This is a genomic window from Promicromonospora sp. Populi (assembly GCF_041081105.1).
Lineage (GTDB): Bacteria > Actinomycetota > Actinomycetes > Actinomycetales > Cellulomonadaceae > Promicromonospora.
This window is the reverse complement of record NZ_CP163528.1, coordinates 3,135,439-3,161,178: the sequence shown is the minus strand read 5'-3', so window position 1 is coordinate 3,161,178 and position 25,740 is coordinate 3,135,439. Positions and strand designations below refer to the sequence as shown.

The following is a 25,740-nucleotide window of genomic DNA, read 5'->3' as shown; positions in this document are numbered from 1 at the left end:
CGTGACGACCGAGAACTCTGGTGCCGAGAGCGCCGCGACCCCGCCGACCGACGACCTGCCCGAGCAGCTGCGGGTCCGGCGCGAGAAGCGCGAGCGTCTCCTGGCGCGCGGCATCGAGGCCTACCCGGTCACCGTCCCGGTCACGCACACCATCGCCGAGGTGCGCGGCGCATACGAGCACCTCGAGGCCGGCCAGGAGACGGACGACGTCGTCGGCGTCGCCGGCCGCGTCGTCTTCATCCGCATCGGCGGCAAGCTGTGCTTCGTCACGCTGCAGGACGGCGAGGGCAACCGCCTCCAGGGTTTGCTGAGCCTCGCCGTGCTCGGCGAGGAGGCGCTCGCGGCCTTCAAGACCGACGTCGACCTGGGTGATCACCTCTTCCTGCACGGTCGCGTCGGCGCGTCGCGGCGCGGCGAGCTGAGCATCTTCGCCGACAACTGGCAGATGGCGGCCAAGGCACTGCGCCCGCTCCCGGTGCTGCACAAGGACCTCTCGGAGGAGGCGCGCGTCCGGCAGCGTTACGTGGACCTCATCGCGCGCCCCGCAGCGCGCGACATGGTGCGCCTGCGCTCCGGCGTGGTGCGCTCTCTGCGCGAGAACTTCTACCGACGCAGCTTTCTCGAGGTCGAGACGCCGATGCTGCAGACCATTGCGTCCGGCGCGTCCGCACGCCCTTTCTCGACGCACATGAATGCGTACGACCTGGACCTCTTCCTGCGCATCGCGCCCGAGATCTTCCTCAAGAAGGCGGTCGTCGGCGGCGTCGAGAAGGTCTTCGAGATCAACCGGAACTTCCGCAACGAGGGCGCCGACTCGTCGCACTCGCCGGAGTTCGCGATGCTTGAGGCGTACGAGGCCTACGGGGATTACAACACCATCGGCGCCATCACCCAGGATCTGGTGCAGACGGCGGCCCGCGACGTTCTCGGCACCACGCTCGTGACTCTTCCAGACGGTTCCGAGTACGAGCTGGGAGGACAATGGGCAAACCTGCGGATGTACGACTCGCTCTCGGAAAGCCTGGGTGAGGAGATCACCACCGACACGTCGGTGGAGGAACTCGAGAAGATCGCCGAGCGGCTCGATGTCGAGGTCGGCAACAAGAAGATCGTGAATCACGGAAAGCTGGTCGAGTCCCTCTGGGAGCACCGGGTGGGCGACCACCTGTCGGCGCCGACGTTCGTACGCGACTTCCCCGTGGAGACGTCGCCGCTCACGCGTGACCACCGCACGGAAAAGGGCCAGGTCGAGAAGTGGGACCTGTATGTGCGCGGCTTCGAGCTGGCCACCGGCTATTCCGAGCTCGTCGACCCCGTGGTGCAGCGCCAGCGCTTCGAGGCGCAGGCCAGGATGGCTGCGGCCGGCGACGACGAGGCCATGCTGCTGGACGAGGACTTCCTGACCGCGATGGAATTCGCGATGCCCCCTTCGGGCGGAATGGGCATGGGCATCGACCGCCTGCTGATGGCACTGACCGGCCAGGGCATCCGCGAGACCATCCTTTTTCCGCTCGTGAAGCCGCAGGCCTGAGATTTCCAATCGTGAAGATGAGTTTGTGAGGATCTTGTGATGGATACGACGCTCGCGGTGCTCGCCGGGCTTACTCCCTCGGTCGGCGTCGGCCTGTTGTTCTGGTTTGCGATGCGCAAGATCGTCCGCGCCGACCGGGACGAGCGCCAGGCTCTGGACCGAATGGACCGTGAGGCGATCGCGGCAGCGGCGGAAAACACCGAGAATTCCGCGCCGCGCTGATCCTGCGCCGCGTGTGGTTATCCGCGCCGACCTGCGGGATCAAAGCCTCCTACTTCACTTCCGCCGGGTGAATTTTTCGTGATCGGTGTCACACACCCTTAATTGACATGTCAATATTGAGTGCGGCATGCTCGCGAACAACCCCGGAATTAGTGGCGCTGAAGGGAAGTACCCGTATGGTTCAGAAGGTTCAGCTTGTTCTCGAAGATGACATCGATGGCGGTGCCGCCGACGAGACCGTGAACTTCGGCCTTGACGGCGTCTCCTACGAGATCGACCTCAATGCCGAGCACTCGGCTCAGCTCCGTGAGGCTCTCGCTTCGTGGGTCGGCCACGCACGCAAGGTGAAGTCGTCGCCGGTCGCGCGCACTGCCACCACTCGCCGGTCCCGTTCGGGGAGCGACACTGCTGCGGTCCGCGAATGGGCCAAGGCCAACGGCTACACGGTCAGCGACCGTGGCCGTATCGCGGCAGAGGTTCAGGACGCCTACGCGAAGGCGAACGGCTGACGCCGTCGCTTTCCCGACAGCGGATAACGCCCCGGCGCCCCTTCTACGAGGGGGCGGCCGGGGCGTCGTACATTCCGGCAAAGAGCACTGCCCGGACGTCATTAGGCTGACTGCATGAGCATCCCTAGCGCCGCCCTGTGGATCGGCACGTATCCGACGGCCGGGCAGGCGCCGGGAACTGGTGAGGGCATCTGGCGGGTTGCTATCGGCGGACACGGAAAGTTCGCGGGCGCCGAGCTCGTCGCCCCGGTCGCCTCTCCGTCCTACCTGGCGCTGGACCCGTCGGGGCGCACGCTGCTTGCGGTGTCCGAGGTCGACTCCGGCGGTATCTCTTCGTTCCGGGTGCCGGACGACGGCGCGCTCGCCCCCGCAGGAGCGGCCGCCACAGGTGGTTCGAGCCCCTGCCACGTGGTCGCGACGGACACCGCCGCCTGGGTGACGAACTACGGCGACGGCGTAGTCGCCGCGGTTGCGCTCAGCACGACCGGGGCACTCGGGGAGCCGCGGACCCACCGGCACACGGGATCGGGTCCGGTCGCCGGCCGGCAGGAAGGCTCGCACGCCCACTTCGCGCACGTCTGGGGGGACCGGGTCCTGGTGGCCGACCTCGGCACCGACGAGCTGCGCTCCTACCCGCTCGACGGCGCTCTTCTGCTCGACGACGCCGCCACGTCGGGCGGCGAGGTCGCCGCCGTCCTGCCGCCCGGCACCGGCCCGCGCCACCTGGTCGAGCTGCCCGACGGCACCATCCTGCTGGTGGGCGAGCTCGACTGCCGCCTGCACGTCCTGGTCCCTGCGGGACCGGGCCGCCTGGAGCACGTCGGTTCGGTCGCGATCACCGGCCGCACCATGCCCGACGGCGCCGCCGGGTACCCCTCGCACATCACCGTCGCCGGCGACCTGGTGCACGTGGGTGTGCGCGGGCCGGACGTCCTGTCGGTGCTCCGGGTACGCCCGGCCGCAGCCGGCACGGACGACGCCGTAACGGCCGGGCACCTGACCATCAACAACGTCTCCGACGTCGACCTCGGGGCCGGCGCCTGGCCGCGCCACCACGCGCTTCTGGCCGACGGAGGGGTAGTGGTCGTGGCCGCGCAGAACGCCGACGCGCTGATCGCCGTCCGGCTCGACCCCACGACCGGCCAGGGCGAGATCACGGACCGGCTGGAGCTGCCCGTGCCCGCGTGCGTCCTGGAGGCGTGATGCGCGACAGCCTGCCGCCCGACCTCGTCGAGCCGGACGCGGCCCGCCCCTTCCGGATAGCGATGGTCTCCGTGCACACCTCGCCGCTGGAGCAGCCCGGCACGGGTGACGCCGGCGGCATGAACGTCTACGTGCTGGAGCTGTCCCGGGCGCTCGCCCGGCGTGGCGCGCAGGTGGAGATCTACACGCGGGCGACGTCGTCGGCCCAGCCCAGGGTGACCAGCGCCGAGCCCGGCATCTGCGTCATCCACGTGCCCGCGGGACCGTACGAGGGTCTGGACAAGAACGACCTGCCCGGCCAGCTGTGCGCGTTCGCCGCGGGCCTGCTGCGCGCCGAGGCGCACCGCCCCGAGGGCTGGTACGACGTGCTGCACACGCACTACTGGCTGTCGGGCCAGGTGGGCTGGCTCGCCGCGGAGCGCTGGGACGTCCCGCTCGTGCACACGATGCACACCATGGCGCGCGTGAAGAACGCGTCACTCGCGCCGGGAGACGTACCCGAGCCACAGGGCCGGATCATCGGCGAGGAGCAGGTGGTCGCTGAGGCCGACGCCCTCGTCGCGAACACGGACCAGGAGGCCGGCGAGCTGGTGCGCGACTACCACGCCGACCCGGACCGGGTGCACGTGGTGCAGCCGGGGGTGGACCTCGGCGTGTTCGCCCCGCTGCCCGACACCGCGGACCCGGGCAGGCAGGCGGCCGAGCTGCGGGAGCAGCTCGACCTGCCGGTCGACCGCAAGATCGTGCTGTTCGCGGGGCGGGTCCAGCTGCTCAAGGGACCGGACGTGCTGGTACGGGCGCTGGGGGAGCGGGTCTGGTCGCAGGACGGCGGCACACCGCCCCTGCTCGTGGTGCTCGGCGGCGCCTCCGGGCGGCCGACCGCCGTCCGGGAGCTTGAGGCGCTCGCCTACCAGGAGGGTGTGGCCGACCACGTGCTGGTGCGACCCCCGGTGCCCCAGCGGACGCTGGCCCGCTACTTCCAGGCGGCCGACCTGGTGGCTGTGCCGTCGCACAGCGAGTCGTTCGGCCTGGTCGCGGCGGAGGCGCAGGCGGCGGGCACCCCGGTGGTCGCCGCGGCGGTGGGCGGGTTGCGCACGGTGGTCGAGGACGACGTCTCCGGCGTGCTGGTGCCCGACCACGAGCCCGAGACCTGGGCCTTGGTCCTCAAGTGCCTCCTGGACGACGACGAGCGCCGCGCGCGCCTGGCCGTAGGCGCCCGTGCCTCGGCGACCAGGTTCGGCTGGGACCGCGCTGCCGACGAGATGCTGGCCGTCTACGAGCAGGCGAGAAAGCACCACGCAAAGTGCGGCAGGATGGAGCCATGACCTACACCCTCGTGCTGCTCCGCCACGGCGAGAGCGAGTGGAACGCGAAGAACCTGTTCACCGGCTGGGTGGACGTGGCGCTCTCCGAGAAGGGCGTCGAGGAGGCCAAGCGCGGTGGCGCGCTCCTCAAGGAGGCCGGTGTGAACCCGGACGTCCTGCACACGTCGCTGCTGCGCCGCGCGATCATGACGGCGAACCTGGCGCTCGACGTCGCCGACCGACACTGGATCCCGGTCAAGCGCAGCTGGCGCCTCAACGAGCGCCACTACGGCGCGCTGCAGGGCAAGGACAAGAAGCAGACGCTCGCGGAGTTCGGCGAGGAGCAGTTCATGCTCTGGCGCCGCTCGTACGACGTGCCGCCGCCGGAGATCGAGCTGGGCTCCGAGTTCAGCCAGGACGCCGACCCGCGGTACGCGGACGCCCCGGTGGTGCGCACGGAGGCCCTCAAGCTCGTGCTGGAGCGCGCCCTGCCGTACTGGGAGAGCGAGATCGTGCCGGACCTCAAGGCCGGCAAGACCGTGCTGGTCGCCGCCCACGGCAACTCGCTGCGGGCCCTGGTGAAGCACCTCGACGGCGTCTCCGACGAGGCCATCGCCGGGCTGAACATCCCGACGGGCATCCCGCTGGTCTACGAGCTCGACGAGGAGACCCTGGAGCCGGTGAAGCCGGGCGGCACCTACCTCGACCCGGCGGCCGCGCAGGACGCGATCGCGGCCGTGGCGAACCAGGGCCGCTGAATCAGGCCGCTGATCCGGAACGAGCAAGGCGCTCAGGTCACCAGGTGACCTGAGCGCCTTGCTCGTACCAGGGTCACGCCTCCGGGAAGTCTCCCGTTACCAGGAACGTCACGCGGCGGGCGATCGAGACGCCGTGGTCGCCGAACCGCTCGTAGTAGCGAGCGACGAGCGTCACGTCGACGGACTCCTGCACTGTGGCGTGCCACTCGGGCGCCAGGAGCTTGTTGAACGTCTCCTGGTGCAGCGCGTCGATGATGTCGTCGTCGCGCTCCAGGGCCTCGGCCAGCGTGAGGTCGCGCGTGGCGAGCAGCTTGGTGGTGCGCTGCGCCACGCGGACCGCGGCGTCGTGCATGTTCACGAACGTGTCCCTGGCCTCGGGCACTATCGCCTGCGCCGGGTAGCGCCCACGCGCCACCTGCGCGACGTGCCGGGCCAGGTCGCCCATCCGCTCCAGGGAGGCGCTCATCCGCAGCGCGCTGACGACCACGCGCAGGTCGGTGGCGACCGGCGCCTGCTGGGCGAGCAGGTGGATGCACCGCTCGTCGAGCGAGTCCTCGATCGCGTCGATGGTCTTGTCGGAGGCGATCACCTCCTGCGCCAGCTGGAGGTCCGCCTCAAGCAGTGCCGTGCCGGCTCGGGTGATGGCGGACTCCACGAGCCTGCTCATCTCGGTCAGGTCGTCGCCGACCTGCTGCAGCTCGGCCTCGAAGATCTCTCGCATCGGTTTCCTCTCGCACTCGGGGCGCGCGAACGATTCGCGTCCGCTGTCGCGCCGCCGGAGGGCGGGCGGGGCCGACGCACGGCCGGGCCGACCGCCCGGACACGTCCCGGAACGGCGCACGGCACAGCAACCGCCCGCACCCGCCAAGGTTCGACGGTGCGATGTACCGGGAGGTTAACGCGCTTCCTCCCCGACATGAACAGTAAGCGACGCGATCCTCGGAGCACCCGCCGACGTCGTCCCGCGGTTGAAACGTCGACCTACCCTGGGGGTGTGGACGGAATCATCTCCGGGGTACCGGTGCTGGCCGCCGGAATCTTCGGCGTGATCGTCGGCGTGGTGGCCACCCTGGCCTTCCGCGTCTCCGAGCGGCAGCAGCATGCCCTTACCCAGGCCGAACCCGACGAGCTCGACGCGGGTCTCGTCCGTGTGCTCTCGGTGCTGCGCTCCGCCGCAGTTGTGCTCGACGGCGAGGACGAGGTGATCCGCGCCTCCCCGCCGGCCTACGCGCTGGGGGTGGTGCGCAACGACGCGCTCGTGCACCCGGCGATCACGGACCTGGTGGCCCTGGTGCGGCGCGACGGCGTGATCCGGGAGCAGGAGCTGGAGCTGCCACGCGGCCCGGTGGGCCAGGGCACCGTGCTGCTGCAGGTGCGTGTGGCGCCCCTGGGCCTGGAGCGGGTGCTGGTGCTCGCGGAGGACCGCACCGAGGCGCGCCGGGTCGAGGCGATCCGCCGGGACTTCGTCGTCAACGTGTCCCACGAGCTGAAGACGCCGGTGGGCGCGCTGGCGCTGCTGGCAGAGACCGTGGCCGACGCCGCGGACGACCCGGTGGCCGTGCGCCGGTTCACCGAACGGATGCAGCGCGAGGCCGTCCGGCTGTCCGCCCTGGTGCAGGAGATCATCGAGCTGTCGCGTCTGCAGGGCGCCGGCTCGATGCCGAAGCTGACCCCGGTCCCGATCCGTGAGGTCGTGGAGGAGGCGGTGGACCGGGCGCGCACCACCGCGCAGTCCAAGAACATCGCGATCACGATGGGCGGCGACCTGGACACCGAGGTCTACGGCGACCACAACCTCCTGGTCACCGCGGTCCGCAACCTGGTCGACAACGCCGTCGCCTACTCCGGACCCGCCAGCCGCGTGGGGGTCGGGGTCAACGAGCGGGCCGGCCTGGTCGAGATCGCGGTCGTGGACCAGGGGGTCGGGATCGCGGAGGACGCTCAGGACCGCGTCTTCGAGCGTTTCTACCGGGTGGATCCCGCGCGCTCGCGCGACACTGGGGGTACAGGCCTGGGCCTGAGCATCGTCAAGCATGTCGCCGCCGACCACGGTGGGGACGTGACCATGTGGTCCGAGCCCGGCCGGGGCTCGACCTTCACCCTCCGGATCCCGTCCGCGGACCGGCCGGGCGCCGGACCCCTGCCCGATCGGGCAGCGGAAGCAGAGCTGCAGGACCAACAGGACCAGCAGGTTCAGCACAAGGCCACCGACCACGGGGCCGCCAAGAACGAGGAGGTAGGTGCGTGACGCGCATCCTGGTTGTCGAGGACGAAGAGTCGTACCGGGATCCGCTGACGTACCAGCTGACCCGTGAGGGCTTCGAGGTGGTCGAGGCCGCCGACGGCAACTCGGCGCTCGCCGCGTACGACGCGGAGGGGGCGGACCTGGTGCTGCTCGACCTGATGCTGCCGGGCCTGTCGGGCACGGAGGTGTGCCGGGAGCTGCGGGCCCGCGGCGACGTCCCGGTCATCATGCTGACCGCCAAGGACTCCGAGATCGACAAGGTGGTGGGCCTGGAGCTCGGCGCCGACGACTACGTGACCAAGCCCTACTCGTACCGTGAGCTGCTCGCCCGCGTTCGGGCGGTGCTCCGGCGCCGTCAGCCCAGCGACTCGGCGGAGCACGACGAGGACGGCGTGCTCGAGGTCGGGCCGGTCCGCATGGACGTGGAGCGGCACACCGTGGCGGTGGCCGGGGAGAGCGTCGCGCTGCCGCTCAAGGAGTTCGACCTGCTCGAGCTGCTCATGCGGAACGCGGGCCGGGTCCTGACCCGGGGGCAGCTCATCGACCGGGTCTGGGGCGCCGACTACGTGGGCGACACCAAGACGCTCGACGTCCACGTGAAGCGCATCCGCTCCAAGATCGAGCCGGACCCGGGTTCGCCCAAGTACCTCCTGACGGTGCGTGGCCTGGGCTACAAGCTGGCCGACGACGAGGCGTGAGCCCCGCGTGTGCCACCGTCTGGTGGCACACGTCACGGGACGACCGCAGCGCTGGTCACCTTCCGTTCACCTGGTGTTTGCTCACGAGACGGTGCCGGTGAGTACGTTCGCGAACCGTGAGCACCTCCCTCTACACCCGTCTCGTCTCCGCTGCCACCGCGGGCGCCGTGGTCCTGGCGCTCGCGGGCTGCGGCACGATGGGGTTCCCGGGTCTCGGGGCGGACGACGAACCCAGCGCCGACCCGGAGCCCGTCGTCGCCGGTGAGTTTCACGGCGTCGGCGCCTCCTCGCAGGAATCTGCGATGGAGGCCTGGATCAGCGGGTTTCAGGAGCGGCACCCCGACGCGGCGATCAACTACGACCCCGCCGGCTCGGGTGACGGCCGGGAGGCGTTCCTCGCGGGCAGCACGGCCTTCGGCGCCTCGGACGTCGCGCTCGACGACGAGGAGATGGCCGCCTCCGGCCCGGCGTGCGACGGCGGCAACGCCATCGACCTCCCCGTCTACATCAGCCCGATCTCGGTGGCCTTCAACGTCGAGGGTGTCGACCAGCTGAACCTGTCCTCGGACCTGATCGCGCGGATCTTCACGGGGCAGATCACCCAGTGGAACGACCCGGCGATCGTCGAGGTAAACCCCGAGGCGCAGCTGCCCGCGCTGGGTATCACGCCGGTGCACCGCTCCGACGACTCGGGTACCACCGCGAACTTCACCGACTACCTCCACGCGACCACACCGCAGTCGTGGCCGTACGAGCCGGACGGGCTGTGGCCGCTCCCGCAGGGGTTCGCCGCCGACGGGACGGGCGGCGTGACCGAGACGGTCCGCTCCACGCCCGGCGGCATCACCTACGCGGACGCCTCGGCGACCGCCGACCTCGGGCGCGTCGCCATCAGGGTGGGTGACGAGTTCGTGCCCTACAGCGCCGACGCCGCGGCCGCCGTCGTCGACGTATCGCCGCGGGTCGAGAACCGGTACGAGCACGATCTCGCGTTCGTCCTCGACCGGACGATCGACCAGCCCTTCGCCTACCCGCTGGTGCTTGTCTCCTACCTGGTCGTGTGCTCGCGGTACGCGGACCGGGCCGAGGGGACCTTCGTCAAGGAGTTCGTCGAGTACGTTGCCTCCACCGAAGGCCAGGAGCGCGCAGCCGGCGCGGCGGGCAGCGCGGTCATCTCCAGCGACGTGCAGGCCTGGATCACGGAAGCCGCCGAAGCCATCTACCTGACCCAGGAACGTCCGGACGACCAGACGGACGGATGACCCGCAGATGCAGCGAAATGTGGACAGCGCCAGGGCGTGCCAAGGTGAGGGTGTTGCGAATCACCCCCTCCGTGATGGCTTGTTCACCTTCCGTTTACCCATATCTGGGGATCAGGTCACTCCCGCTCCCTAGCGTCCCGACTGACGCCGCGGCGCTCGCCGCGCGTACGAACTTGAACAGGATGGAACGACACGTGAAGATCAGCCGATTCCCCCGCGTTGGCTCCGCTGTCATGGTGGGCGCGCTCGCGCTGAGCCTCGCAGCCTGCGGATCAGACCCGACGACCGGTGAAGAGCCCACGGAGACCGAGGGTGCCGAGCCCATCGCCGGTGACTTTGCCGGTGCGGGCGCATCGTCCCAGGAGTCCGCGATGGAGGCCTGGGTTGCCGGCTTCCAGGGCGCGAACCCCGACTCCACGATCAACTACGACCCGGCCGGTTCCGGCGCGGGCCGCGAGCAGTTCCTCGCGGGTGGCGTGCAGTGGGCCGGCTCCGACTCCGCGCTCGACGACGAAGAGCTCGCCACCTCGACCGAGGTGTGCGGCGCCGACGGTGCGATCGACCTGCCGATCTACGTGAGCCCGATCGCCGTCGCCTTCAACCTGCCCGGCATCGACTCGCTGAACCTCTCCTCCGAGGTCATCGCCAACATCTTCAACGGCGAGATCACGAACTGGAACGACGACGCGATCGCCGCCGACAACCCCGACGCCGAGCTCCCGGACCTGGACATCACGCCGGTGCACCGCCTCGACGACTCGGGTACCACCGAGAACTTCACCGAGTACCTGTTCGCGACCGCTCCGGACGTCTGGACGGACGAGCCGGACGGCGTCTGGCCGCTTGAGGGTGGCGACTCCGCCGAGGGCACGTCCGGTGTCGTCGGCGTCGTGACCGACACCGAGGGTGCTGTGACCTACGCGGACGCTTCCCGGGTCGTCGACCTGGGCAGCGCTTCGATCCAGGTCGGCGAAGAGTGGGTGGCGTTCTCGCCCGAGGGTGCCGCCGCCACGGTGGACGCCTCGCCGCGCGTCGAGGGTCGCGCCGAGCACGACTTCGCGATCGAGGTCGACCGCACGCTGACCGACCCGGCCACGTACCCGCTCGTGCTGGTCTCCTACGCCATCGCCTGCACCAACTACGCGGACGAGACGAACGGCAACTTCGTCAAGGCGTTCCTGGCCTACGTGGCCTCCGACGAGGGCCAGCAGGCCGCGGCCGCGGCCGCGGGCAACGCGCCCATCTCGGCGAACACCGCTGAGCAGGTCGCCGCCGCCATCGAGTCGATCACGGTCGGCTGACGCAACTGATCACCGGCCGGTGGCCGGGCCGACCGGCGCCGCTGGCGCCGCCGGTCCGGCCACCGGCACAGCCATGTCAGCCACAACCGACCCCACACCGAGCGACGAGCATCGAGGAGCTCTTGTGACCACAACCGACAGTCCGCCGGACGCCCAGCCCGGCCGGCTGAAGCCGCCGGCCCGACGGCGCGGGAGCGGCGATACCGAACGTGGCTTCAGCCGGGTGTTCCGCTGGATCACCACCGGGGCCGGGGCCTTCCTGCTGCTGGTTCTCGCGGCCGTCGCGGTGTTCCTCATCGCGCGTGGCCTGCCCGCACTGACCGCCTCGCCGGAGGAGCTCGCCGACCAGGGTGGCTTGCCGACGGGGATGGACTCGCTGTGGGACCTGGTCGGCCCGCTCGTCTTCGGTACCCTCCTCGCCGCGGCCATGGCGCTGCTGCTCGCGACGCCGGTCGCCATCGGCATCGCCCTGTTCATCTCGCACTACGCCCCGCGCCGCGCCGCCGCGGCGATCGGCTACGTGATCGACCTGCTCGCCGCGATCCCGTCCGTCGTGTTCGGCCTGTGGGGCGGGCGCACGCTGGCACCGGTCATCAACGACGTCTGGGTGTGGATCGGCGGGGTGCTGGACTTCCTGCCGTTCTGGACGGTGAACGTGACGAACACCGGCCGGTCGCTGGCGACGGTGTCCGTCGTCCTCGCGGTGATGGTCCTGCCGATCATCACCGCGGTCTCCCGCGAGGTCTTCCTGCAGACCCCCAAGCTGCACGAGGAGGCGGCGCTCGCCCTGGGCGCCACCCGGTGGGAGATGATCCGCACGGCGGTGCTGCCCTTCGGCCGCTCCGGCGTCATCTCCGCGGCGATGCTCGGCCTCGGGCGCGCGCTCGGCGAGACCATGGCCGTGCTCATGATCCTGTCGCCCGGGATCCTCTACTCGTTCCAGATCTTCGACTCGGGCCAGCAGCAGACCATCGCCGCGTTCATCGCGTCGCGGTTCGCCGAGGCCAGCGGGCTCGCCGTGAACGTGCTCATCGCCACCGGCCTCGCGCTCTTCGTCATCACGATGGTGGTCAACATGGCCGCGCGCGCGATTGTCGCGCGCCGCAAGGACTTCTCGGGAGCCAACTGATGAGCGCCACGACTGAGACCCCCGGCTCCGCCGAAACACGAGCACTGCTGACCACCGCCGACGGCGGGCGCAGGCGCGCCGACCGGACCATGACGGTGCTGATCTACGGCGCCTTCGGGCTGGCCCTGATCCCGCTGGTGTCCCTCCTGTGGACCGTCGTGCTGCGCGGCGCCGAACGGTTCGACGGCCAGTTCCTCTTCACCTCGATGCGCGGCGTGTTCGGCGGCATGGACATGGGCGGCGCCTATCACGCCGCCGTCGGCACGCTGATGATCACGCTGTGCGCCACCGTCATCTCGGTGCCGATCGGCCTGCTCGTGGCCATCTACCTGGTCGAGTACGGGCGCGGTGCGCTGGCTCGGGTCACGACGTTCTTCGTGGACGTCATGACCGGCATCCCGTCGATCGTCGCGGGCCTGTTCGCGTTCGCGCTGTTCTCGATCTTCCTCGGCCCGGGAGCAAAGCTCGGCATCATCGCCGCGGTCGCGCTGAGCGTGCTGATGATCCCCGTGGTCGTGCGCTCCTGCGAGGAGATGCTCAAGCTGGTCCCGAACGAGCTGCGGGAGGCGTCCTATGCGCTGGGTGTGCCGAAGTGGCTCACCATCGTCCGGGTGGTGCTCCGCACCTCCGTCGCCGGGCTCACCACGGGCGTGCTGCTCGCGATCGCCCGGGTGATCGGCGAGACGGCGCCGATCCTGATCACCGCCGGTGTGTCGGACTCGATCAACTTCAACCCGTTCGAGGGCCGCATGATGACCCTGCCGGTGTACATCTTCAGCCAGTACCGACAGGGCCCTGTGCCCTGCCGCGAGGGTGTGCTGGACTGCCTGGTGAACATCAACTTCGATCGGGCCTGGGCCGCCGCCCTCCTCCTGATCATCATCGTCATGCTCCTCAACCTCATCGGGCGCCTCGTGACCCGGTGGTTCTCCCCGAAGCTGCGCTGACGCGCAGACCAGCCTCAGCCGCCGCTCACACGAAGGAATGATCCGATGGCACAGCGCATCGACGTGAAGGACCTCGACATCTACTACGGCGACTTTCTCGCCGTAGAGGGTGTCTCCATGACGATCGACCCCAAGTCCGTCACGGCCTTCATCGGCCCGTCCGGATGCGGCAAGACGACGTTCTTGCGCACCCTGAACCGCATGCACGAGGTCGCGCCGGGTGCCCGCGTGGAGGGCTCCGTCGAGCTCGAGGGGGTCAACCTGTACGGCGCCGACGTCGACCCGGTGGCCGTGCGCCGCACCGTCGGCATGGTGTTCCAGCGCCCCAACCCGTTCCCCACCATGTCGATCCGGGACAACGTGCTGGCTGGCGTGAAGCTCAACAACAAGCGGATCTCGAAGTCCGACGCGGACGACCTGGTCGAGTCGTCCCTGCGTGGGGCCAACCTCTGGAACGAGGTCAAGGACCGCCTGGAGCGGCCGGGCTCCGGCCTGTCGGGCGGCCAGCAGCAGCGCCTCTGCATCGCACGCGCCATCGCCGTGAAGCCGCAGGTGGTGCTGATGGACGAGCCGTGCTCGGCCCTGGACCCGATCTCCACCCTGGCGATCGAGGACCTGATCCAGGAGCTCAAGAAGGACTACACGATCGTCATCGTGACGCACAACATGCAGCAGGCTGCTCGCGTGAGCGACCGGACGGCGTTCTTCAACATCGCGGGCACCGGCAAGCCCGGCAAGCTGATCGAGATGAACGACACCGCGACGATCTTCGCGTCGCCCGCCGAGAAGGCCACCGAGGACTACGTCTCGGGCCGCTTCGGGTGATCTAGGACCGGGTCAGCAAGAACGACCCCAACACTCTGCACGGCGTCGCGTGCATGGTGTTGGGGTCGTTCTTATTACTTCGGTCGGGTCACTCCGTGGCGGACGGCGACGGCGAGCCGGACGGCGACGGCGACACAGCAGGGGACGGCGAGACGACCGGCGACGGCAGCACTGCAACCGGCAGGTAGTCCGCGTACTCCGGCAGGGTGCCGTCGAGCACCGGCAGCTCGAAGTCCCGAGAGTCGGCGCCGACGGTGAGCGTCGCGGTGACGTACTCGCCTGGGGCCGCGTCCACGGTGTCGAGCTGGACGGCCTGCCCGGTCTCGGTGCCCAGGTAGACCGTGCCGCCTGCGGGGACCGCGACCGTGACGGGCGAGGCGCCAGGGGCCTCCAGCGTGAACGAGACGTCGTCCGCCGTCTCGTTGGCGAGTGCGCCCAGGACGTTGCCGGCCTCGCCCTCGGCAGCCGAGATGACCATGAGGTTGATCCCGCGCAGATCCGTCTGCTCCTCGCCCAGCACGGAGACGCCGACGCCGTCGGACGGGTCGTAGGTCAGCGTCGTCGTGGTCGGGGCGCAGGCCGCCAGGAGGAGGGCCCCTGCGGCAGAGACCGCCGCGACGGCGATGGTGCGGGCGCCTCGGGCGGCGGTGGCGCGACGGGACACGGTTGACTCCCTGAAAGTTCGGCTGGTTCGGGTGGGGCGGATCCCCGCCCAATCCTAGTGGCCCCAGCGGTATGCCCGCGCATCGCGAACGGAGGCGATTTGCCCGGTCAGAGCGTGGCTACGGTCACGGCTCCGGAACGATCAGACCGAGGTCCTAGGGGCGAAGACTGCCTCCCATCGCCCCCGTTGCAGGGCCCTGACCTGCGGAAACGCTCGCTCGAACGGCTATCAGGCAATGCCAAGGGCGCAAGTTCTGCTGATCACGCCGTGGTAACCTGGTTTCAGGGAAAGGGGACATCTGCAGATGACGTTCACAGTAGGCGAGACGGTTGTCTACCCGCACCACGGCGCGGCGCTGATCGAAGAGATCAAGGTCCGCAAGATCCGCGGCGAAGAGAAGATGTACCTCAAGCTCAAGGTCGCCCAGGGCGACCTCACCATCGAGGTTCCGGCAGAGAATGTCGACCTCGTGGGTGTGCGCGACGTCGTCGGCCAGGAAGGTCTCGACCGCGTGTTCGAGGTCCTGCGTGCGCCGTACACCGAAGAGCCCACCAACTGGTCGCGCCGGTACAAGGCGAACCTGGAGAAGCTTGCGTCCGGCGATGTCATCAAGGTGGCCGAGGTCGTTCGCGACCTGTCCCGCCGAGACGCCGACCGCGGTCTTTCCGCAGGTGAGAAGCGAATGCTTGCCAAGGCACGGCAGATTCTCGTGTCCGAGCTCGCACTGGCTGAGCACACCGAAGAGGAGAAGGCGGAAGCGATCCTCGACGAGGTGCTCGCTTCCTGACCCACCCACAGGATCCCTCGCACTTCTGATGCACCAATGAAGGACCCGGTGCTCGCGCCCCACGGGATCCTTCGCTTCAATCATGATCCTGTGGGGACCTGCGACGAGATGACGACCCTTGCAATCCTTACGGCTGCCGGTTCGGGATCCCGACTAGGGCGCGACCTGCCCAAGGCTCTGGTGGAGCTGGACGGCTTTCCACTCGTGCTGCACGCCGCGCGACGCCTCGCGGCGTCGGGCGTCGTGGACGCTCTGGTCGTTACCGCACCCGATGGCCTGGTTGCCGTGATGACCGACCTGCTTGCCGATGATCCGCACGTGCGGATCCCCGTCGAGGTGACCGACGGCGGCCCTACGAGGCAGGCGTCGGTAGCCGCCGGCCTGGCGCTCGCCCGGCCCGGCGACGACGTCGTCCTGGTGCACGACGCGGCGCGCCCCCTCGTCCCGCCGGACCTCGTCAAGCGGGTGGTGGGCGCCGTCCGCAGCGGCCACGGCGCCGTCATACCCGGTCTGCCCGTCACCGACACGGTCAAACAGGTGCGGCCGGACGGCGACGCCGAGCTCGTCACCGGCACCCCCGACCGCTCGATGCTGCGAGCCGTCCAGACGCCCCAGGGGTTCGCCCGGGACCTACTGGTCCGCGCGCACCGGATCGGCGCGGCTCGGGCCGCGGCCGAGCACCTGGCGGCCACCGACGACGCCGGCCTCGTCGAGGCCCTCGGCGAGCCGGTGCACATCGTCGCCGGGGACGCGTCGGCCTTCAAGATCACCACCGAACGCGACCTGTTGCTCGCGTCACTCGTGCTGCAGGAGACCAACGCATGACCGACCCGTCGAGCACCCCCGACCCCGCACGGCCCGCACCGGCCGCGTACCCGCTGCCGCGCACCGGTATCGGGGTCGACGTGCACGCGTTCGCGCCCGACGGCTCGGACCGGGAGATGTGGCTCGGGGGCCTGCACTGGCCGGGGGAGCGCGGCCTGGCCGGGCACTCCGACGCTGATGTCGCGGCGCACGCGGCGGCGGATGCACTGTTCTCGGCGTCGGGCCTGGGCGACCTCGGTTCGCACTTCGGGACCGGCCGTCCCGAGTGGGCGGGGGCGTCCGGGACCACGCTGCTGGCGGAAGCCGCGAGGCGCGTCCGGGCTGCTGGGTACATGATCGGTAATGTGGCAGTCCAGGTGATCGGAAACCAACCGCGGGTCGGCACGCGGCGCGACGAGGCACAGGCGGCCCTCTCCGCCGCTGCTGGCGCGCCCGTCTCCCTCACTGCGACCACTACGGATGCCCTCGGTCTGACCGGGCGCGGCGAGGGTGTCGCGGCGATCGCGACGGCGCTCGTGGTGCCTGACGGCGGGGGCGAGGCATGAACAACAAGCGCAAGCCGCTCGACGAGCGGCGGGCCGAGATCGTCGAGGCCGGCCTGAACGTGGCGATGCGGGAGGGCGTCGAGTCCGTCACCGTGCGCCGGGTGGCCCAGGAGGCCGGGATCTCGCTGGGCACCGTGCACTACTGCTTCGACGACAAGGACGCGATGCTGCGGGCCATGGGCCGCAGCATCGCCATGCGGGCCTCGGAGCCGGTGCTCTCCGCGCTCGAGGTGGGGCCGGACCGGGACAAGCTCGAGGTGGCCACCGTCGACGCGCTGCTCGTGGGCCTCAAGCAGCACCAGCACATGCGGCTGCTGACCTTCGAGTTCGCCGTCTCGGGCGCCCGGACGCCCGTGCTGCGCGAGGTCGCGCAGGCACACCTCAAGCAGAGCATCGCGATGACGCGCGAGTACCTGCAGCGGCTGGCCGACGTCGCCGGCGTCAAGTTCCGGACCGAGATCGGCGCGCTCGCGCGGACGACGGCGCTCCGCATCGACGGCATCGAGCTGGCCTGGATGGTCGACCAGGACGACGACGCGGCGCGCCAGGGGTTCGCGGACCTGGCCCACGACGTGTTCGACGACATGCAGCCCTGAGGGCTCAGGCGCTGCGCCTCCTGATCAGCCGAAGACCCCGCGGGTGTAGGGGTTGGTGAACACGCCCTCGGGGTCGGCGCTCTCGCGCACCCGAAGGAAGTCCGGGAAGTGGCGGTACTGGTCGGCGAGGTACTCGGCGTCGCGGGTGTGGATCTTGCCCCAGTGCGGGCGCCCGCCCGCTGCCGTGAAGATCTGTTCGGCGGCCTCGAAGTACCGCGCGTGCGGCAGGCGCCAGTACTGCTGCACCGCCACGTACGCGGTCTCGCGGCCGTGCGCAGTGGAGAGCCAGACGTCGTCGGCGGGTGCGAAGCGGATCTCCATCGGGAAGGGGACGTTCTCGCGGCTGCTGGACAGCCAGTCGTCGATCTCCTTCAGCACGTCGACCACAAGAGCGCGGGGTATCGCGTACTCCATCTCCCGGAACCGCACGCGCCGGTTGGTGCAGAGCACCTCGTGCGACGGCGCACGGTAGTCGCGCGGGCGCAGGGCGCGGGCCGCCACCGCGTTGAGCCTGGGCGTCGTGGCCGGGAACGTGGTGGCCAGGCGGTTCGCCCCCTCGAGCGCCGCGTTCGCCAGCACCTCGTCGTCGAGGAAGCTGCGGGCGCGGGCGGCGGCCCGCCGCACCCGGTGGCCCAGCCCGGGGGAGCTGCTCGGGCCAGGCCCTGCCTCGACCCGGGTGTTGCGCAGGATCTGTACCCGGCGCGTGGTGGGGAACCAGAAGAACTCGAAGTGGTCGTTGTCGTCGACCAGGTGGTCGAGCTCCTCGAAGACCTGCTCCAGCGGCCAGATGTCCTCGACGGCGTGCAGGTCGAAGGCGGGGACCGCCTCGATCGTCACGGTGCTCAGCACGCCCGTCGCCCCGAGGCCCAGCCGGGAGGCCTCGAACAGGTCGTGCCGCTCGGTCGGCGTCGCGCGGGTGACGTCGCCGTCGGGCCCCACGATCGTCAGGCCGCGCACGCGGGTCGAAAGGCCGCCGAACCGGGCGCCGGTGCCGTGCGTGCCGGTGGAGATGGCGCCGGCTATCGACTGCCGGTCGATGTCGCCGAGGTTCTGCATGGCGAGGCCGCGCTCGGCCAGGACCCGGTTGAGCTGGTAGAGCCGCATGCCGGCGCCCACGGTGACCAGGGCGTGCCCGGTGTCGGGGTCGCGCTCGACGCGGTGCAGGGCGTTCATCCGATCGAGGTTGAGCTGCACACCGTCGGTGGCGGCAGCCGGTGAGAACGAGTGCCCGCCGCCGACCACGCGGACTTGGTGGCCCCCCTTGACGGCGCGCCGCACGGCGTCGGACAGCTCGTCCTCGGAGGCCGGCTGTTCCTGGCGCACGGGTGTCACGCTCACGGTGCGCGCCCAGTTCGTCCAGATCATCGGAGCACTATCCCATGTGCTCACGCCGCGAACCAGAGCCTGAGCCGTAGGTGCAGTGCAGGGTGCGGGCCGAGGAACGAGGCACGCGCCCGGAGCGGAACCGCACGCTCAGGCGACAACGGGTAGAGCCTGAGCCGGAGGTGCGGCGCAGGGAGTAGCGTTCGGGCATGAGCTCCGCAGCAGACACCGCCGCGCGGCTGTCCACCGCGACCCGCGGCCTGCCCGCCCCCATCGCCGTTGTCGACCTGGACGTCTTCGACACCAACGCGCTCGACATCCTCAAGCGAGCCGACGGCGTGCCCGTCCGGGTCGCGTCGAAGTCGGTGCGCGTCCGCTCGCTGGTCGAGCGCGCGCTCGGGCACGGGTTCGCCGGCGTCATGGCGTACTCGCTGCGCGAGGCGTTGTGGCTGGTAGGCGAGGGTGTGCGTGACGTGCTGGTCGGTTATCCGACCGTGGACGCCCAGGCGCTGGACGCCCTGGCCGCCGATCCCAAGGCCCGCGCCGAGATCACCCTGATGGTCGACGACGCGGCCCACGTCGGCCTGATCTCGGCCGCGGAGGATCGCGCCACCGGATCGGATGGCGGCACCCCGATCAAGGTCTGCCTGGACGTCGACTGCTCGCTGCGGGTCGGCGCCGGACCGCTGACCGCTCACCTCGGCGTGCGCCGGTCACCCTTGCGCGAGCCCGGCGACGTCGCCGCCCTCGCAACCGTGGCCCAGGCCAAGGGTCTGGCAGTGCGCGGCCTGATGTTCTACGAGGCTCAGGTGGCCGGCCTGCCGGACACGAGCCCCGCCGTCCGGCTCGTCAAGCGCCTCACGATGCGCGAGGTGAACGCGCGCCGGGTGCGGATCCTCGCGGCGGTGCGGGACGCCGTCGGGCAGGACGTGGAGCTGGTGAACGCGGGCGGGACCGGGTCGATCGAGGTGAGCGGCACCGCCCCCGGGGTCACCGAGGTGACCTCCGGCTCCGGCCTGTACGCGCCCGGGCTGTTCGACGGGTACCGCTCCTTCGAGGCGCGTCCGGCAGCGTTCTTCGGGCTCGACGTGGTGCGCGAGCCCGCCCCCGGCTGGGTTACCGCGTTCGCGGGTGGTTATGCGGCGTCGGGCCCGGCGGGAGCCTCGCGGCTGCCGCGCCTCTTCACGCCCGGCTACACGCTGAGCGGCCCGGAGGGCACGGGCGAGGTCCAGACCCCGCTGCGCGCGACGCGCGCTCTTTCGCCCGACGGCGCCCTGCACACCGGGGACCGCGTCTGGCTCCGCCACGCGAAGGCGGGGGAGATGATGGAGCGCTTCGACCAGGTGCACCTGGTGGAGGGCGCCAGGATCGTCGAGACCGTGCCCACCTACCGGGGTGAAGGCAAGAACTTCGGCTAGGCCGACCAGCGCGCCGTCCGGTAGAACAAGGACATGCCCACTCTGCACCACCGCAACCGGCCGATGACGGGCCGCGACCCGCACGAGCCGGCGCGCACCGCCACCCCGCTGGAGCTGCTGTTCGACCTGACGTTTGTGGTCGGGTTCGGCGTCGCGGGGGAGCAGGCCGCCCACCTGGTCGCCGAGGGGCACGCCTCCGCCGGCGTGGTCGGGTTCGCCTTCTCGATGTTCGCCATCTGCTGGGCGTGGATCAACTTCACGTGGTTCGCCTCCGCCTTCGACACCGACGACTGGTTCTACCGCGTCACCACGATGGTCCAGATGATCGGCGTGGTGGTGCTGGCGCTCGGCCTGCCGGACATGTTCGAGTCGCTGGTCGACGGCGACCGGGTGGACAACGGGGTGATGGTCGCCGGGTACGTCGTGATGCGGCTGGCCATGCTCGTGCAGTGGCTGCGTGCCGCCCGGCAGGCGCCCGAGTACCGGGCGACGTGCATGGGATACGTGCGGTCGCTGGTCATCACGCAGATCGGGTGGGTGCTCCTCACGATCGCGCCCGTGAACGTCCCGACCTTCTTTGTGGTGGTCGTGCTGCTGGGTAGCGTCGAGATGGCCGGTCCGTGGCTGGCCGAGCGTGGCCACGCGGACCAGCCCGGCCAGCGCAGCACCCCGTGGCACGCCCACCACATGGCGGAGCGGTACGGGCTGCTGGCCATCATCACGCTCGGCGAGGGCGTGATCGGCACGGTGGCGTCGCTGTCCGCCGTCGTCCAAGGTTCGGACTGGACGCTCGACGCCGCCCTTGTGGCGCTGGCGGGCATCGGGCTCACGTTCGGGCTCTGGTGGACGTACTACCTCACTCCCGATGCCGAGATGCTGCACCGGCACCGGGAGCGGTCGTATGTCTGGGGCTACGGGAACATCCTGGTCTTCGCCGGCCTCGCCGGCGTGGGCGCCGGGCTGCACGTGGCGGCGTACTACCTGGAGGGACACGCCCACATCAGCGCCGTCGGGACCGTGCTGACCGTCGCCGTGCCGGTGCTCGTGTTCGTGCTGGCCGACTACACGCTGTTCTGGGTCCTGACCCGGTCCTTCGACACGCTGCACCTGTTCCTCGTCGTCGGCACCGTAGTGGTCCTCGCCGCGGCCGTCGGCGTCGCCGCGGCGGGCGCCCCCATGGCCTGGTCCCTGCTGCTGGTCATGCTCGCCCCGGTAGTGACGGTCGTCGGCTACGAGGTGCGCGGGCACGAGCACGTGGCGCGCCTGCTCGACGAGGGCGCCCCGTCCGGCGGAGCGCGCTGAGCGGCGGACTACTGACGTCGAGGCAGTAGCCTGCGCCTATGCGAGCAGCAGTGACGGTGCACATGGACGCGGACCCGGCAGCGGTCTGGAACCTGCTCAGCGACGTCACCCGGGTCGGTGAGCTGAGCCCCGAGACGTTCGAGGCCGAGTGGACCCACGGTGCGACGGGGCCCGCCGTCGGCGCGTTCTTCCGCGGGCACGTGCGGCGCAACGGAGTGGGGCCGGTGTACTGGACGCAGTGCAAGGTGACCCACTGCGAACCGGACCGCGACTTCGGCTTCACCGTGTACATGGGCGGCAAACGCCTGAACAACTGGCGCTACCAGCTGGTGCCGGCGGACGGTGGCACCGACGTCACCGAGTCGTTCGAGCTGGAGCCGCGGGGCGTGGCCCGGGTGTACTGGGCGGTGGCGGGCTGGCACCGTCGTCGGGCGAATGTGCGCGGGATGCGCCAGACCCTTGAGCGAGCCAGGGATATTGTCGAAGCGGGAACCTGAAGCGCCGGTACCCTTGACAGGTGACTATCCGCCTGTTTGACACCGCTGCGCGCGAGGTGCGCGACTTCACCCCCATCACCCCGGGCGAGGTCGGCATCTACCTGTGTGGCGCTACCGTCCAGGCACCCCCGCATGTAGGCCACCTCCGCCCGGTGATCGCGTTCGACGTGCTGCGTCGCTGGCTCACCCGCCGGGGCCTGAAGGTCACCCTGATCAGGAACGTCACCGACATCGACGACAAGGTGCTGGCCAAGTCGGCCGCGGCCGGCCGCGAGTGGTGGGCGCACGCCGCGCTGTACGAGCGCGTGTTCACCCAGGCGTACGACGCGCTCGGCGTGATCCCGCCCACCTACGAGCCGCGCGCCACCGGCAGCGTGCCCGAGATGGTCGCGCTCATGGAGCGGCTCGTCGAGAAGGGGCATGCCTACAGCACGGGCGAGGGCAACGTCTGGTTCGACGTCCACTCCTGGCCCGCCTACGGCGAGCTCACGCGGCAGAAGGTCGAGGACCTCAGCCCGGAGGAGGGCACGGAGGTCGTCGCGGACTCTGCGAGCGCGGCCAAGAAGAACCCGCACGACTTCGCGCTGTGGAAGGCCAACAAGCCGGGCGAGCCGGAGTCGGCGTCCTGGGACACCCCGTACGGGCCCGGCCGCCCCGGCTGGCACCTGGAGTGCTCGGCGATGGCCCGCCGCTACCTGGGCGAGACCTTCGACATCCACGGCGGCGGCCTCGACCTGCGGTTCCCGCACCACGAGAACGAGCAGGCCCAGTCGCGGGCCGCGGGCTACGGGTTCGCGCAGCGCTGGATGCACGTCGCGTGGGTCACGCAGGCCGGCGTGAAGATGTCGAAGTCCCTGGGCAACGGCCTGCTGGTCAGCGAGCTGCTGAGCCAGGCCCCAGCGCCCGTAGTGCGGTACGCCCTGGCCGCCGTGCAGTACCGCTCCATGCTGGAGTGGGCGCCCGACACCCTCGACGAGGCCCGCACCACGTGGGAGCGCCTCTCGGGCTTCGTCGCGCGCGCCTCTGAGCGGGTGGGCGACGTCCCGGCGGAGGAGGTCGCCAAGGCGGACGTCCCCGAGGCGTTCGCTGCGGCCATGGACGACGACCTGAACGTGCCGCAGGCGCTCGCCGTCGTGCACGAGCACCTGCGGGCGGGCAACACCGCCCTCGCGTCCGGGACGGACGTCGTGGTGCGTGACGAGCTGGTGACGCTCCGTGCCATGCTCGACGTGCTGGGCCTCGACCCCGCGGACCCGCAGTGGGCGACGTCCACCGACGACCGGTACACCGCGGCCCTCGACGCTCTGGTCGAGGCCGAGCTCAAGGCCCGCGCGGACGCGCGGGCCGCGAAGGACTGGGCCACGTCCGACGCGATCCGGGACCGCCTGGCGGCGGCCGGGATCGAGGTCCAGGACTCCGCCGACGGCGCCCGCTGGGCGCTCTCCTGACTTTTTTCCGGTGGCCGAACTTGTCGCGGCCGCCTCTACCGAACACTGGGTGGTCTCGACAAGGTCGACCACCGGCTGAGAGACGAGACGACGATGGCAGGTAGCAACAACAACAGGCGGGCCGGCGCGGTGCGCAAGGCCGGCTCGAAGAAGGGCCCCCAGGTCGGCACCGGCGGCCACAGCCGCAAGGCGCTGCAGGGCAAGGGACCGACTCCCAAGGCGGAGGACCGCACGTATCACCCCGCGCACGAGCGCAAGCTCGCGGCGGAGCGGCGTGCGGCGGCTGCCGGACGGCGCCCGGGCGGCCCGGGCGGTCGTGGCGCGGGCCGCAAGGACGGATCGGCGACCGAGGTCGTCACCGGGCGCAACGCGGTGCTGGAGGCGCTGCGCGCCGAGATGCCCGTCGAGGGCATCTACCTGGCCACCCACCTGGACGCGGACGACCGCACCCAGGAGATCCTGGAGATCGCGCACACGCGCAGCCACCCCATGTTCGAGGCGTCGCGCCTCGACCTGGACAAGATCACCGAAGGCGCCGTGCACCAGGGCGTCGCGATGAAGGTGCCGCCGTACGACTACAAGGACGCCGAGGACCTGCTCGACGCCGCGGCCGAGGCCGGCGAGGCGCCGCTGATCGTGGCGCTCGACAGCGTGACCGACCCGCGCAACCTCGGGGCGGTGCTCCGGTCCGCCGGGGCGTTCGGCGCGCACGGTGTGCTGGTGCCGGAGCGGCGCGCGGCCGGCGTGACGGCGTCGGCCTGGAAGGTGTCGGCGGGCGCGGCGGCGCGGGTGCCGGTGGCGCGTGCGACCAACCTGGCCCGTGAGCTCGGCGAGCTGAAGAAGTCCGGCTGCTTCGTGGTGGGGCTCGACGCCGGCGGCGACATGCAGGTGGGCGAGCTCGCCTACGCCACCGACCCGCTGGTGCTCGTCGTGGGCTCGGAGGGGAAGGGCCTGTCCCGCCTGGTGCGCGAGGTGTGCGACGCGGTGGTGTCCATCCCGATCGCGGCCACCACGGAGTCGCTGAACGCCGCGGTGGCCGCCGGGATCACCCTGTACGAGGTGGCGAAGCAGCGCGCCCAGGCGAGCTAGGACTCGAAAGCTAAGCCTCGAGCTCGGCCTCTTCCTCTTCCGCTTCGCCGGGAGCGAGGCCGAGCACGGCGTCCTCGTCGGGGCGGTGCCGCAGCACGTTCTCGACGTAGGACTCGGCGGCCTCGGGCAGCGGGATGTCCCGCTGTGCCTGCTGTGAGATGTACCAGCGGTGGTCGAGGATCTCGTGGAACAGCTGCGCGGGCTCCAGCTTGCGGCGCAGCTCGCGCGGCACGGCGTCGATTGTCGGGCGGAACACCTGGCGCACCCAGGCGTGCGCCACTATCTGCTCCTGGTCGTTCTGCCGGTCGGTAGCGGCCTGGTAGCTGTCCAGGTCGTTGAGCATGCGGCGCGCCTGGTTCTCCTGGACGTCCAGCCCCGTGAGGCGCAGCAGCCGACGGGAGTGGTGCCCGGCGTCAACCACCTTGGGCTGGATGCGCACCTTGGTGCCGTCGATGTCCGTGGTGATCTCGAGCTCGCCCACGTCGAAGCCGAGGTCGTTGAGCCGCTCGATGCGGGCGGCCACGCGCCAGCGGTCCCCGCGGTCGAACGCCTCCGAGACCGTGAGGGCCTCCCACAGCTCGTTGTAGCGCTCCACGAGGGCGTCGCCGATCGCCACCTCGTCCACGTCCTCGTCGAGCAGCTCGCCCGCGGCGAGGTCCATGAGCTCGCCGATGATGTTGGTGCGCGCCAGGTCGACGTCGTAGTTGCGCTGGCCGTTCGTCAGGGTGCGGTGCAGGTCGCCGGTCTCGGCGTCGACCAGGTAGGCGGCGAAAGTCTCGGCGTCGCGCCGGAAGAGGGTGTTCGACAGCGACACGTCGCCCCAGTAGAAGCCCACCAGGTGCAGGCGGACCAGGAGCACCGCCAGGGCGTCGATGAGGCGCGTGGCGGTGTCGGGGCGCAGGTCCTGGCTGAACAGGGCGCGGTAGGGCAGGGAGAACTGCAGGTGCTCGGTGACGAGCACTGCCTCGAGCCGTTCGCCATCGGGCGCCCTGCGGCCCGTGATGACGCCCACGGGCACTACCGAGGGCACCTCGATACGGTGCAGCTGGCGGAGCAGCTCGTACTCGCGGTAGGCGACGGTCTCGCCGATCTCCTTGATCGCTATGACGCGGCCGGAGTGGTTCACGAACCGGACCACGTGCCGCGAGATTCCCTGGGGCAGTGCGGCCAGGACGTCCTCGGGCCACTCGGCCAGCGGCACGTCCCACGGGAGGTCCAGCAGCGCGGGGTCAGGTGCGACCGCGGTGATCTGGAGATTCTGCTGGGGCATGGGCACCATTCTGCGCTGGGCCGGCCACTCGGCCGGGGAGGC

Annotated in this window: 26 protein-coding genes; 22 read left to right on the top strand and 4 right to left on the bottom strand. The window is 70.6% G+C overall.

The window, feature by feature from the left end; translation table 11 throughout:
• Position 1: 1 nt before the first annotated feature.
• The 6 genes from lysS to AB1046_RS14245 all read left to right on the top strand — a co-directional run bounded on the left by lysS (position 2) and on the right by AB1046_RS14245 (position 5,527).
• Positions 2–1,531 carry a lysine--tRNA ligase gene (lysS, locus tag AB1046_RS14270; protein WP_369369970.1) on the top strand — a complete coding sequence of 510 codons (1,530 nt, stop codon included), beginning with the start codon at positions 2–4 and terminating at the stop codon, positions 1,529–1,531.
• 39 nt (positions 1,532–1,570) lie between these two features.
• On the top strand, positions 1,571–1,753 hold the full coding sequence (locus AB1046_RS14265) for a hypothetical protein (protein ID WP_369369969.1): 183 nt from the start codon (positions 1,571–1,573) through the stop codon (positions 1,751–1,753).
• A 176-nt stretch (positions 1,754–1,929) separates the two neighbouring features.
• Complete coding sequence (locus AB1046_RS14260) at positions 1,930–2,262, top strand: Lsr2 family protein (RefSeq protein ID WP_369369968.1); 333 nt, start codon at positions 1,930–1,932, stop codon at positions 2,260–2,262.
• Between the two features lie 114 nt (positions 2,263–2,376).
• A complete protein-coding gene (locus tag AB1046_RS14255; protein WP_369369967.1) occupies positions 2,377–3,465 on the top strand; it encodes a lactonase family protein in 1,089 nt (362 codons plus the stop codon).
• On the top strand, positions 3,465–4,790 hold the full coding sequence (gene mshA / locus AB1046_RS14250) for a D-inositol-3-phosphate glycosyltransferase (protein ID WP_369369965.1): 1,326 nt from the start codon (positions 3,465–3,467) through the stop codon (positions 4,788–4,790). The genes AB1046_RS14255 and mshA overlap by 1 nt, the downstream gene beginning before the upstream one ends.
• Positions 4,787–5,527: a phosphoglyceromutase gene (locus AB1046_RS14245; protein ID WP_369369964.1), complete on the top strand. Its 741-nt coding sequence runs from the start codon at positions 4,787–4,789 to the stop codon at positions 5,525–5,527. The genes mshA and AB1046_RS14245 overlap by 4 nt, the downstream gene beginning before the upstream one ends.
• Before the next feature lie 73 nt (positions 5,528–5,600).
• Here AB1046_RS14245 and phoU read toward each other — a convergent pair whose 3' ends face one another.
• Positions 5,601–6,248 (bottom strand): phosphate signaling complex protein PhoU, encoded by a 648-nt coding sequence (gene phoU, locus AB1046_RS14240; RefSeq protein ID WP_369369963.1) that lies wholly within the window; start codon positions 6,246–6,248, stop codon positions 5,601–5,603.
• Positions 6,249–6,521: 273 nt separating this feature from the next.
• Between phoU and AB1046_RS14235 the strand changes: the two genes are divergently transcribed.
• The 7 genes from AB1046_RS14235 to pstB all read left to right on the top strand — a co-directional run bounded on the left by AB1046_RS14235 (position 6,522) and on the right by pstB (position 13,934).
• A complete protein-coding gene (locus AB1046_RS14235) occupies positions 6,522–7,775 on the top strand; it encodes a sensor histidine kinase (protein ID WP_369369962.1) in 1,254 nt (417 codons plus the stop codon).
• Positions 7,772–8,470 (top strand): response regulator, encoded by a 699-nt coding sequence (locus AB1046_RS14230; protein WP_369369961.1) that lies wholly within the window; start codon positions 7,772–7,774, stop codon positions 8,468–8,470. Before AB1046_RS14235 ends, AB1046_RS14230 begins: the two co-directional genes overlap by 4 nt.
• A 116-nt stretch (positions 8,471–8,586) precedes the next feature.
• On the top strand, positions 8,587–9,732 hold the full coding sequence (gene pstS / locus AB1046_RS14225; protein WP_369369959.1) for a phosphate ABC transporter substrate-binding protein PstS: 1,146 nt from the start codon (positions 8,587–8,589) through the stop codon (positions 9,730–9,732).
• A 182-nt stretch (positions 9,733–9,914) separates the two neighbouring features.
• Entirely contained in the window at positions 9,915–11,033 is a 1,119-nt protein-coding gene (gene pstS / locus AB1046_RS14220; protein ID WP_369369958.1) for a phosphate ABC transporter substrate-binding protein PstS, read from the top strand.
• Between the two features lie 124 nt (positions 11,034–11,157).
• On the top strand, positions 11,158–12,162 hold the full coding sequence (gene pstC, locus AB1046_RS14215; RefSeq protein WP_369369957.1) for a phosphate ABC transporter permease subunit PstC: 1,005 nt from the start codon (positions 11,158–11,160) through the stop codon (positions 12,160–12,162).
• Positions 12,162–13,109 (top strand): phosphate ABC transporter permease PstA, encoded by a 948-nt coding sequence (pstA, locus tag AB1046_RS14210; protein ID WP_369369956.1) that lies wholly within the window; start codon positions 12,162–12,164, stop codon positions 13,107–13,109. The genes pstC and pstA overlap by 1 nt, the downstream gene beginning before the upstream one ends.
• Positions 13,110–13,154: 45 nt before the next feature.
• Positions 13,155–13,934 carry a phosphate ABC transporter ATP-binding protein PstB gene (gene pstB / locus AB1046_RS14205; protein WP_369369954.1) on the top strand — a complete coding sequence of 260 codons (780 nt, stop codon included), beginning with the start codon at positions 13,155–13,157 and terminating at the stop codon, positions 13,932–13,934.
• Positions 13,935–14,022: 88 nt separating this feature from the next.
• On the opposite strand, the gene AB1046_RS14200 is transcribed toward pstB, so the two are convergent.
• Entirely contained in the window at positions 14,023–14,598 is a 576-nt protein-coding gene (locus AB1046_RS14200; RefSeq protein ID WP_369369953.1) for a hypothetical protein, read from the bottom strand.
• Between the two features lie 304 nt (positions 14,599–14,902).
• On the opposite strand from AB1046_RS14200, the gene AB1046_RS14195 reads away from it, so the two are divergent.
• The 4 genes from AB1046_RS14195 to AB1046_RS14180 all read left to right on the top strand — a co-directional run bounded on the left by AB1046_RS14195 (position 14,903) and on the right by AB1046_RS14180 (position 17,351).
• Entirely contained in the window at positions 14,903–15,385 is a 483-nt protein-coding gene (locus AB1046_RS14195) for a CarD family transcriptional regulator (RefSeq protein ID WP_116677014.1), read from the top strand.
• A 108-nt stretch (positions 15,386–15,493) separates the two neighbouring features.
• Positions 15,494–16,210, top strand: coding sequence for a 2-C-methyl-D-erythritol 4-phosphate cytidylyltransferase (gene ispD / locus AB1046_RS14190; protein WP_369369952.1), 717 nt, complete (start codon positions 15,494–15,496; stop codon positions 16,208–16,210).
• Complete coding sequence (ispF, locus tag AB1046_RS14185) at positions 16,207–16,755, top strand: 2-C-methyl-D-erythritol 2,4-cyclodiphosphate synthase (protein ID WP_369369950.1); 549 nt, start codon at positions 16,207–16,209, stop codon at positions 16,753–16,755. Before ispD ends, ispF begins: the two co-directional genes overlap by 4 nt.
• A complete protein-coding gene (locus tag AB1046_RS14180) occupies positions 16,752–17,351 on the top strand; it encodes a TetR/AcrR family transcriptional regulator (RefSeq protein WP_369369949.1) in 600 nt (199 codons plus the stop codon). Before ispF ends, AB1046_RS14180 begins: the two co-directional genes overlap by 4 nt.
• Before the next feature lie 24 nt (positions 17,352–17,375).
• Here the strand turns inward: AB1046_RS14180 and AB1046_RS14175 are convergent, their stop codons facing one another.
• Positions 17,376–18,716, bottom strand: a complete 1,341-nt coding sequence (locus tag AB1046_RS14175) for a D-arabinono-1,4-lactone oxidase (protein WP_369369948.1) — start codon at positions 18,714–18,716, stop codon at positions 17,376–17,378.
• Positions 18,717–18,883: 167 nt separating this feature from the next.
• On the opposite strand from AB1046_RS14175, the gene AB1046_RS14170 reads away from it, so the two are divergent.
• The 5 genes from AB1046_RS14170 to rlmB all read left to right on the top strand — a co-directional run bounded on the left by AB1046_RS14170 (position 18,884) and on the right by rlmB (position 24,428).
• On the top strand, positions 18,884–20,092 hold the full coding sequence (locus AB1046_RS14170) for an amino acid deaminase/aldolase (RefSeq protein ID WP_369369947.1): 1,209 nt from the start codon (positions 18,884–18,886) through the stop codon (positions 20,090–20,092).
• 33 nt (positions 20,093–20,125) lie between these two features.
• Positions 20,126–21,394 carry a low temperature requirement protein A gene (locus AB1046_RS14165; protein WP_369369946.1) on the top strand — a complete coding sequence of 423 codons (1,269 nt, stop codon included), beginning with the start codon at positions 20,126–20,128 and terminating at the stop codon, positions 21,392–21,394.
• A gap of 38 nt (positions 21,395–21,432) precedes the next feature.
• Positions 21,433–21,891, top strand: coding sequence for an SRPBCC family protein (locus tag AB1046_RS14160; protein ID WP_369369945.1), 459 nt, complete (start codon positions 21,433–21,435; stop codon positions 21,889–21,891).
• Positions 21,892–21,911: 20 nt separating this feature from the next.
• Positions 21,912–23,339, top strand: a complete 1,428-nt coding sequence (gene cysS, locus AB1046_RS14155) for a cysteine--tRNA ligase (protein WP_369369944.1) — start codon at positions 21,912–21,914, stop codon at positions 23,337–23,339.
• Positions 23,340–23,432: 93 nt separating this feature from the next.
• Complete coding sequence (gene rlmB, locus AB1046_RS14150) at positions 23,433–24,428, top strand: 23S rRNA (guanosine(2251)-2'-O)-methyltransferase RlmB (protein ID WP_369369942.1); 996 nt, start codon at positions 23,433–23,435, stop codon at positions 24,426–24,428.
• Between the two features lie 10 nt (positions 24,429–24,438).
• Here the strand turns inward: rlmB and AB1046_RS14145 are convergent, their stop codons facing one another.
• Positions 24,439–25,707, bottom strand: coding sequence for a DUF4032 domain-containing protein (locus tag AB1046_RS14145; protein WP_369369941.1), 1,269 nt, complete (start codon positions 25,705–25,707; stop codon positions 24,439–24,441).
• Positions 25,708–25,740: the final 33 nt, after the last annotated feature.

Bases quoted from the DNA above. Each gene is read 5' to 3' on its own strand.
- pstA (WP_369369956.1), top strand. From the start codon at position 12,162: ATGAGCGCCACGACTGAGACCCCCGGCTCCGCCGAAACACGAGCACTG.
- AB1046_RS14170 (WP_369369947.1), top strand. From the start codon at position 18,884: ATGAGCTCCGCAGCAGACACCGCCGCGCGGCTGTCCACCGCGACCCGC.
- AB1046_RS14175 (WP_369369948.1), bottom strand. From the start codon at position 18,716: ATGATCTGGACGAACTGGGCGCGCACCGTGAGCGTGACACCCGTGCGC.
- pstS (WP_369369958.1), top strand. From the start codon at position 9,915: ATGGAACGACACGTGAAGATCAGCCGATTCCCCCGCGTTGGCTCCGCT.
- AB1046_RS14145 (WP_369369941.1), bottom strand. From the start codon at position 25,707: ATGGTGCCCATGCCCCAGCAGAATCTCCAGATCACCGCGGTCGCACCT.
- AB1046_RS14160 (WP_369369945.1), top strand. From the start codon at position 21,433: ATGCGAGCAGCAGTGACGGTGCACATGGACGCGGACCCGGCAGCGGTC.
- pstB (WP_369369954.1), top strand. From the start codon at position 13,155: ATGGCACAGCGCATCGACGTGAAGGACCTCGACATCTACTACGGCGAC.
- AB1046_RS14260 (WP_369369968.1), top strand. From the start codon at position 1,930: ATGGTTCAGAAGGTTCAGCTTGTTCTCGAAGATGACATCGATGGCGGT.
- AB1046_RS14265 (WP_369369969.1), top strand. From the start codon at position 1,571: ATGGATACGACGCTCGCGGTGCTCGCCGGGCTTACTCCCTCGGTCGGC.
- mshA (WP_369369965.1), top strand. From the start codon at position 3,465: ATGCGCGACAGCCTGCCGCCCGACCTCGTCGAGCCGGACGCGGCCCGC.
- phoU (WP_369369963.1), bottom strand. From the start codon at position 6,248: ATGCGAGAGATCTTCGAGGCCGAGCTGCAGCAGGTCGGCGACGACCTG.
- AB1046_RS14245 (WP_369369964.1), top strand. From the start codon at position 4,787: ATGACCTACACCCTCGTGCTGCTCCGCCACGGCGAGAGCGAGTGGAAC.
- AB1046_RS14255 (WP_369369967.1), top strand. From the start codon at position 2,377: ATGAGCATCCCTAGCGCCGCCCTGTGGATCGGCACGTATCCGACGGCC.
- ispD (WP_369369952.1), top strand. From the start codon at position 15,494: ATGACGACCCTTGCAATCCTTACGGCTGCCGGTTCGGGATCCCGACTA.
- AB1046_RS14165 (WP_369369946.1), top strand. From the start codon at position 20,126: ATGCCCACTCTGCACCACCGCAACCGGCCGATGACGGGCCGCGACCCG.
- AB1046_RS14180 (WP_369369949.1), top strand. From the start codon at position 16,752: ATGAACAACAAGCGCAAGCCGCTCGACGAGCGGCGGGCCGAGATCGTC.
- rlmB (WP_369369942.1), top strand. From the start codon at position 23,433: ATGGCAGGTAGCAACAACAACAGGCGGGCCGGCGCGGTGCGCAAGGCC.
- ispF (WP_369369950.1), top strand. From the start codon at position 16,207: ATGACCGACCCGTCGAGCACCCCCGACCCCGCACGGCCCGCACCGGCC.
- AB1046_RS14195 (WP_116677014.1), top strand. From the start codon at position 14,903: ATGACGTTCACAGTAGGCGAGACGGTTGTCTACCCGCACCACGGCGCG.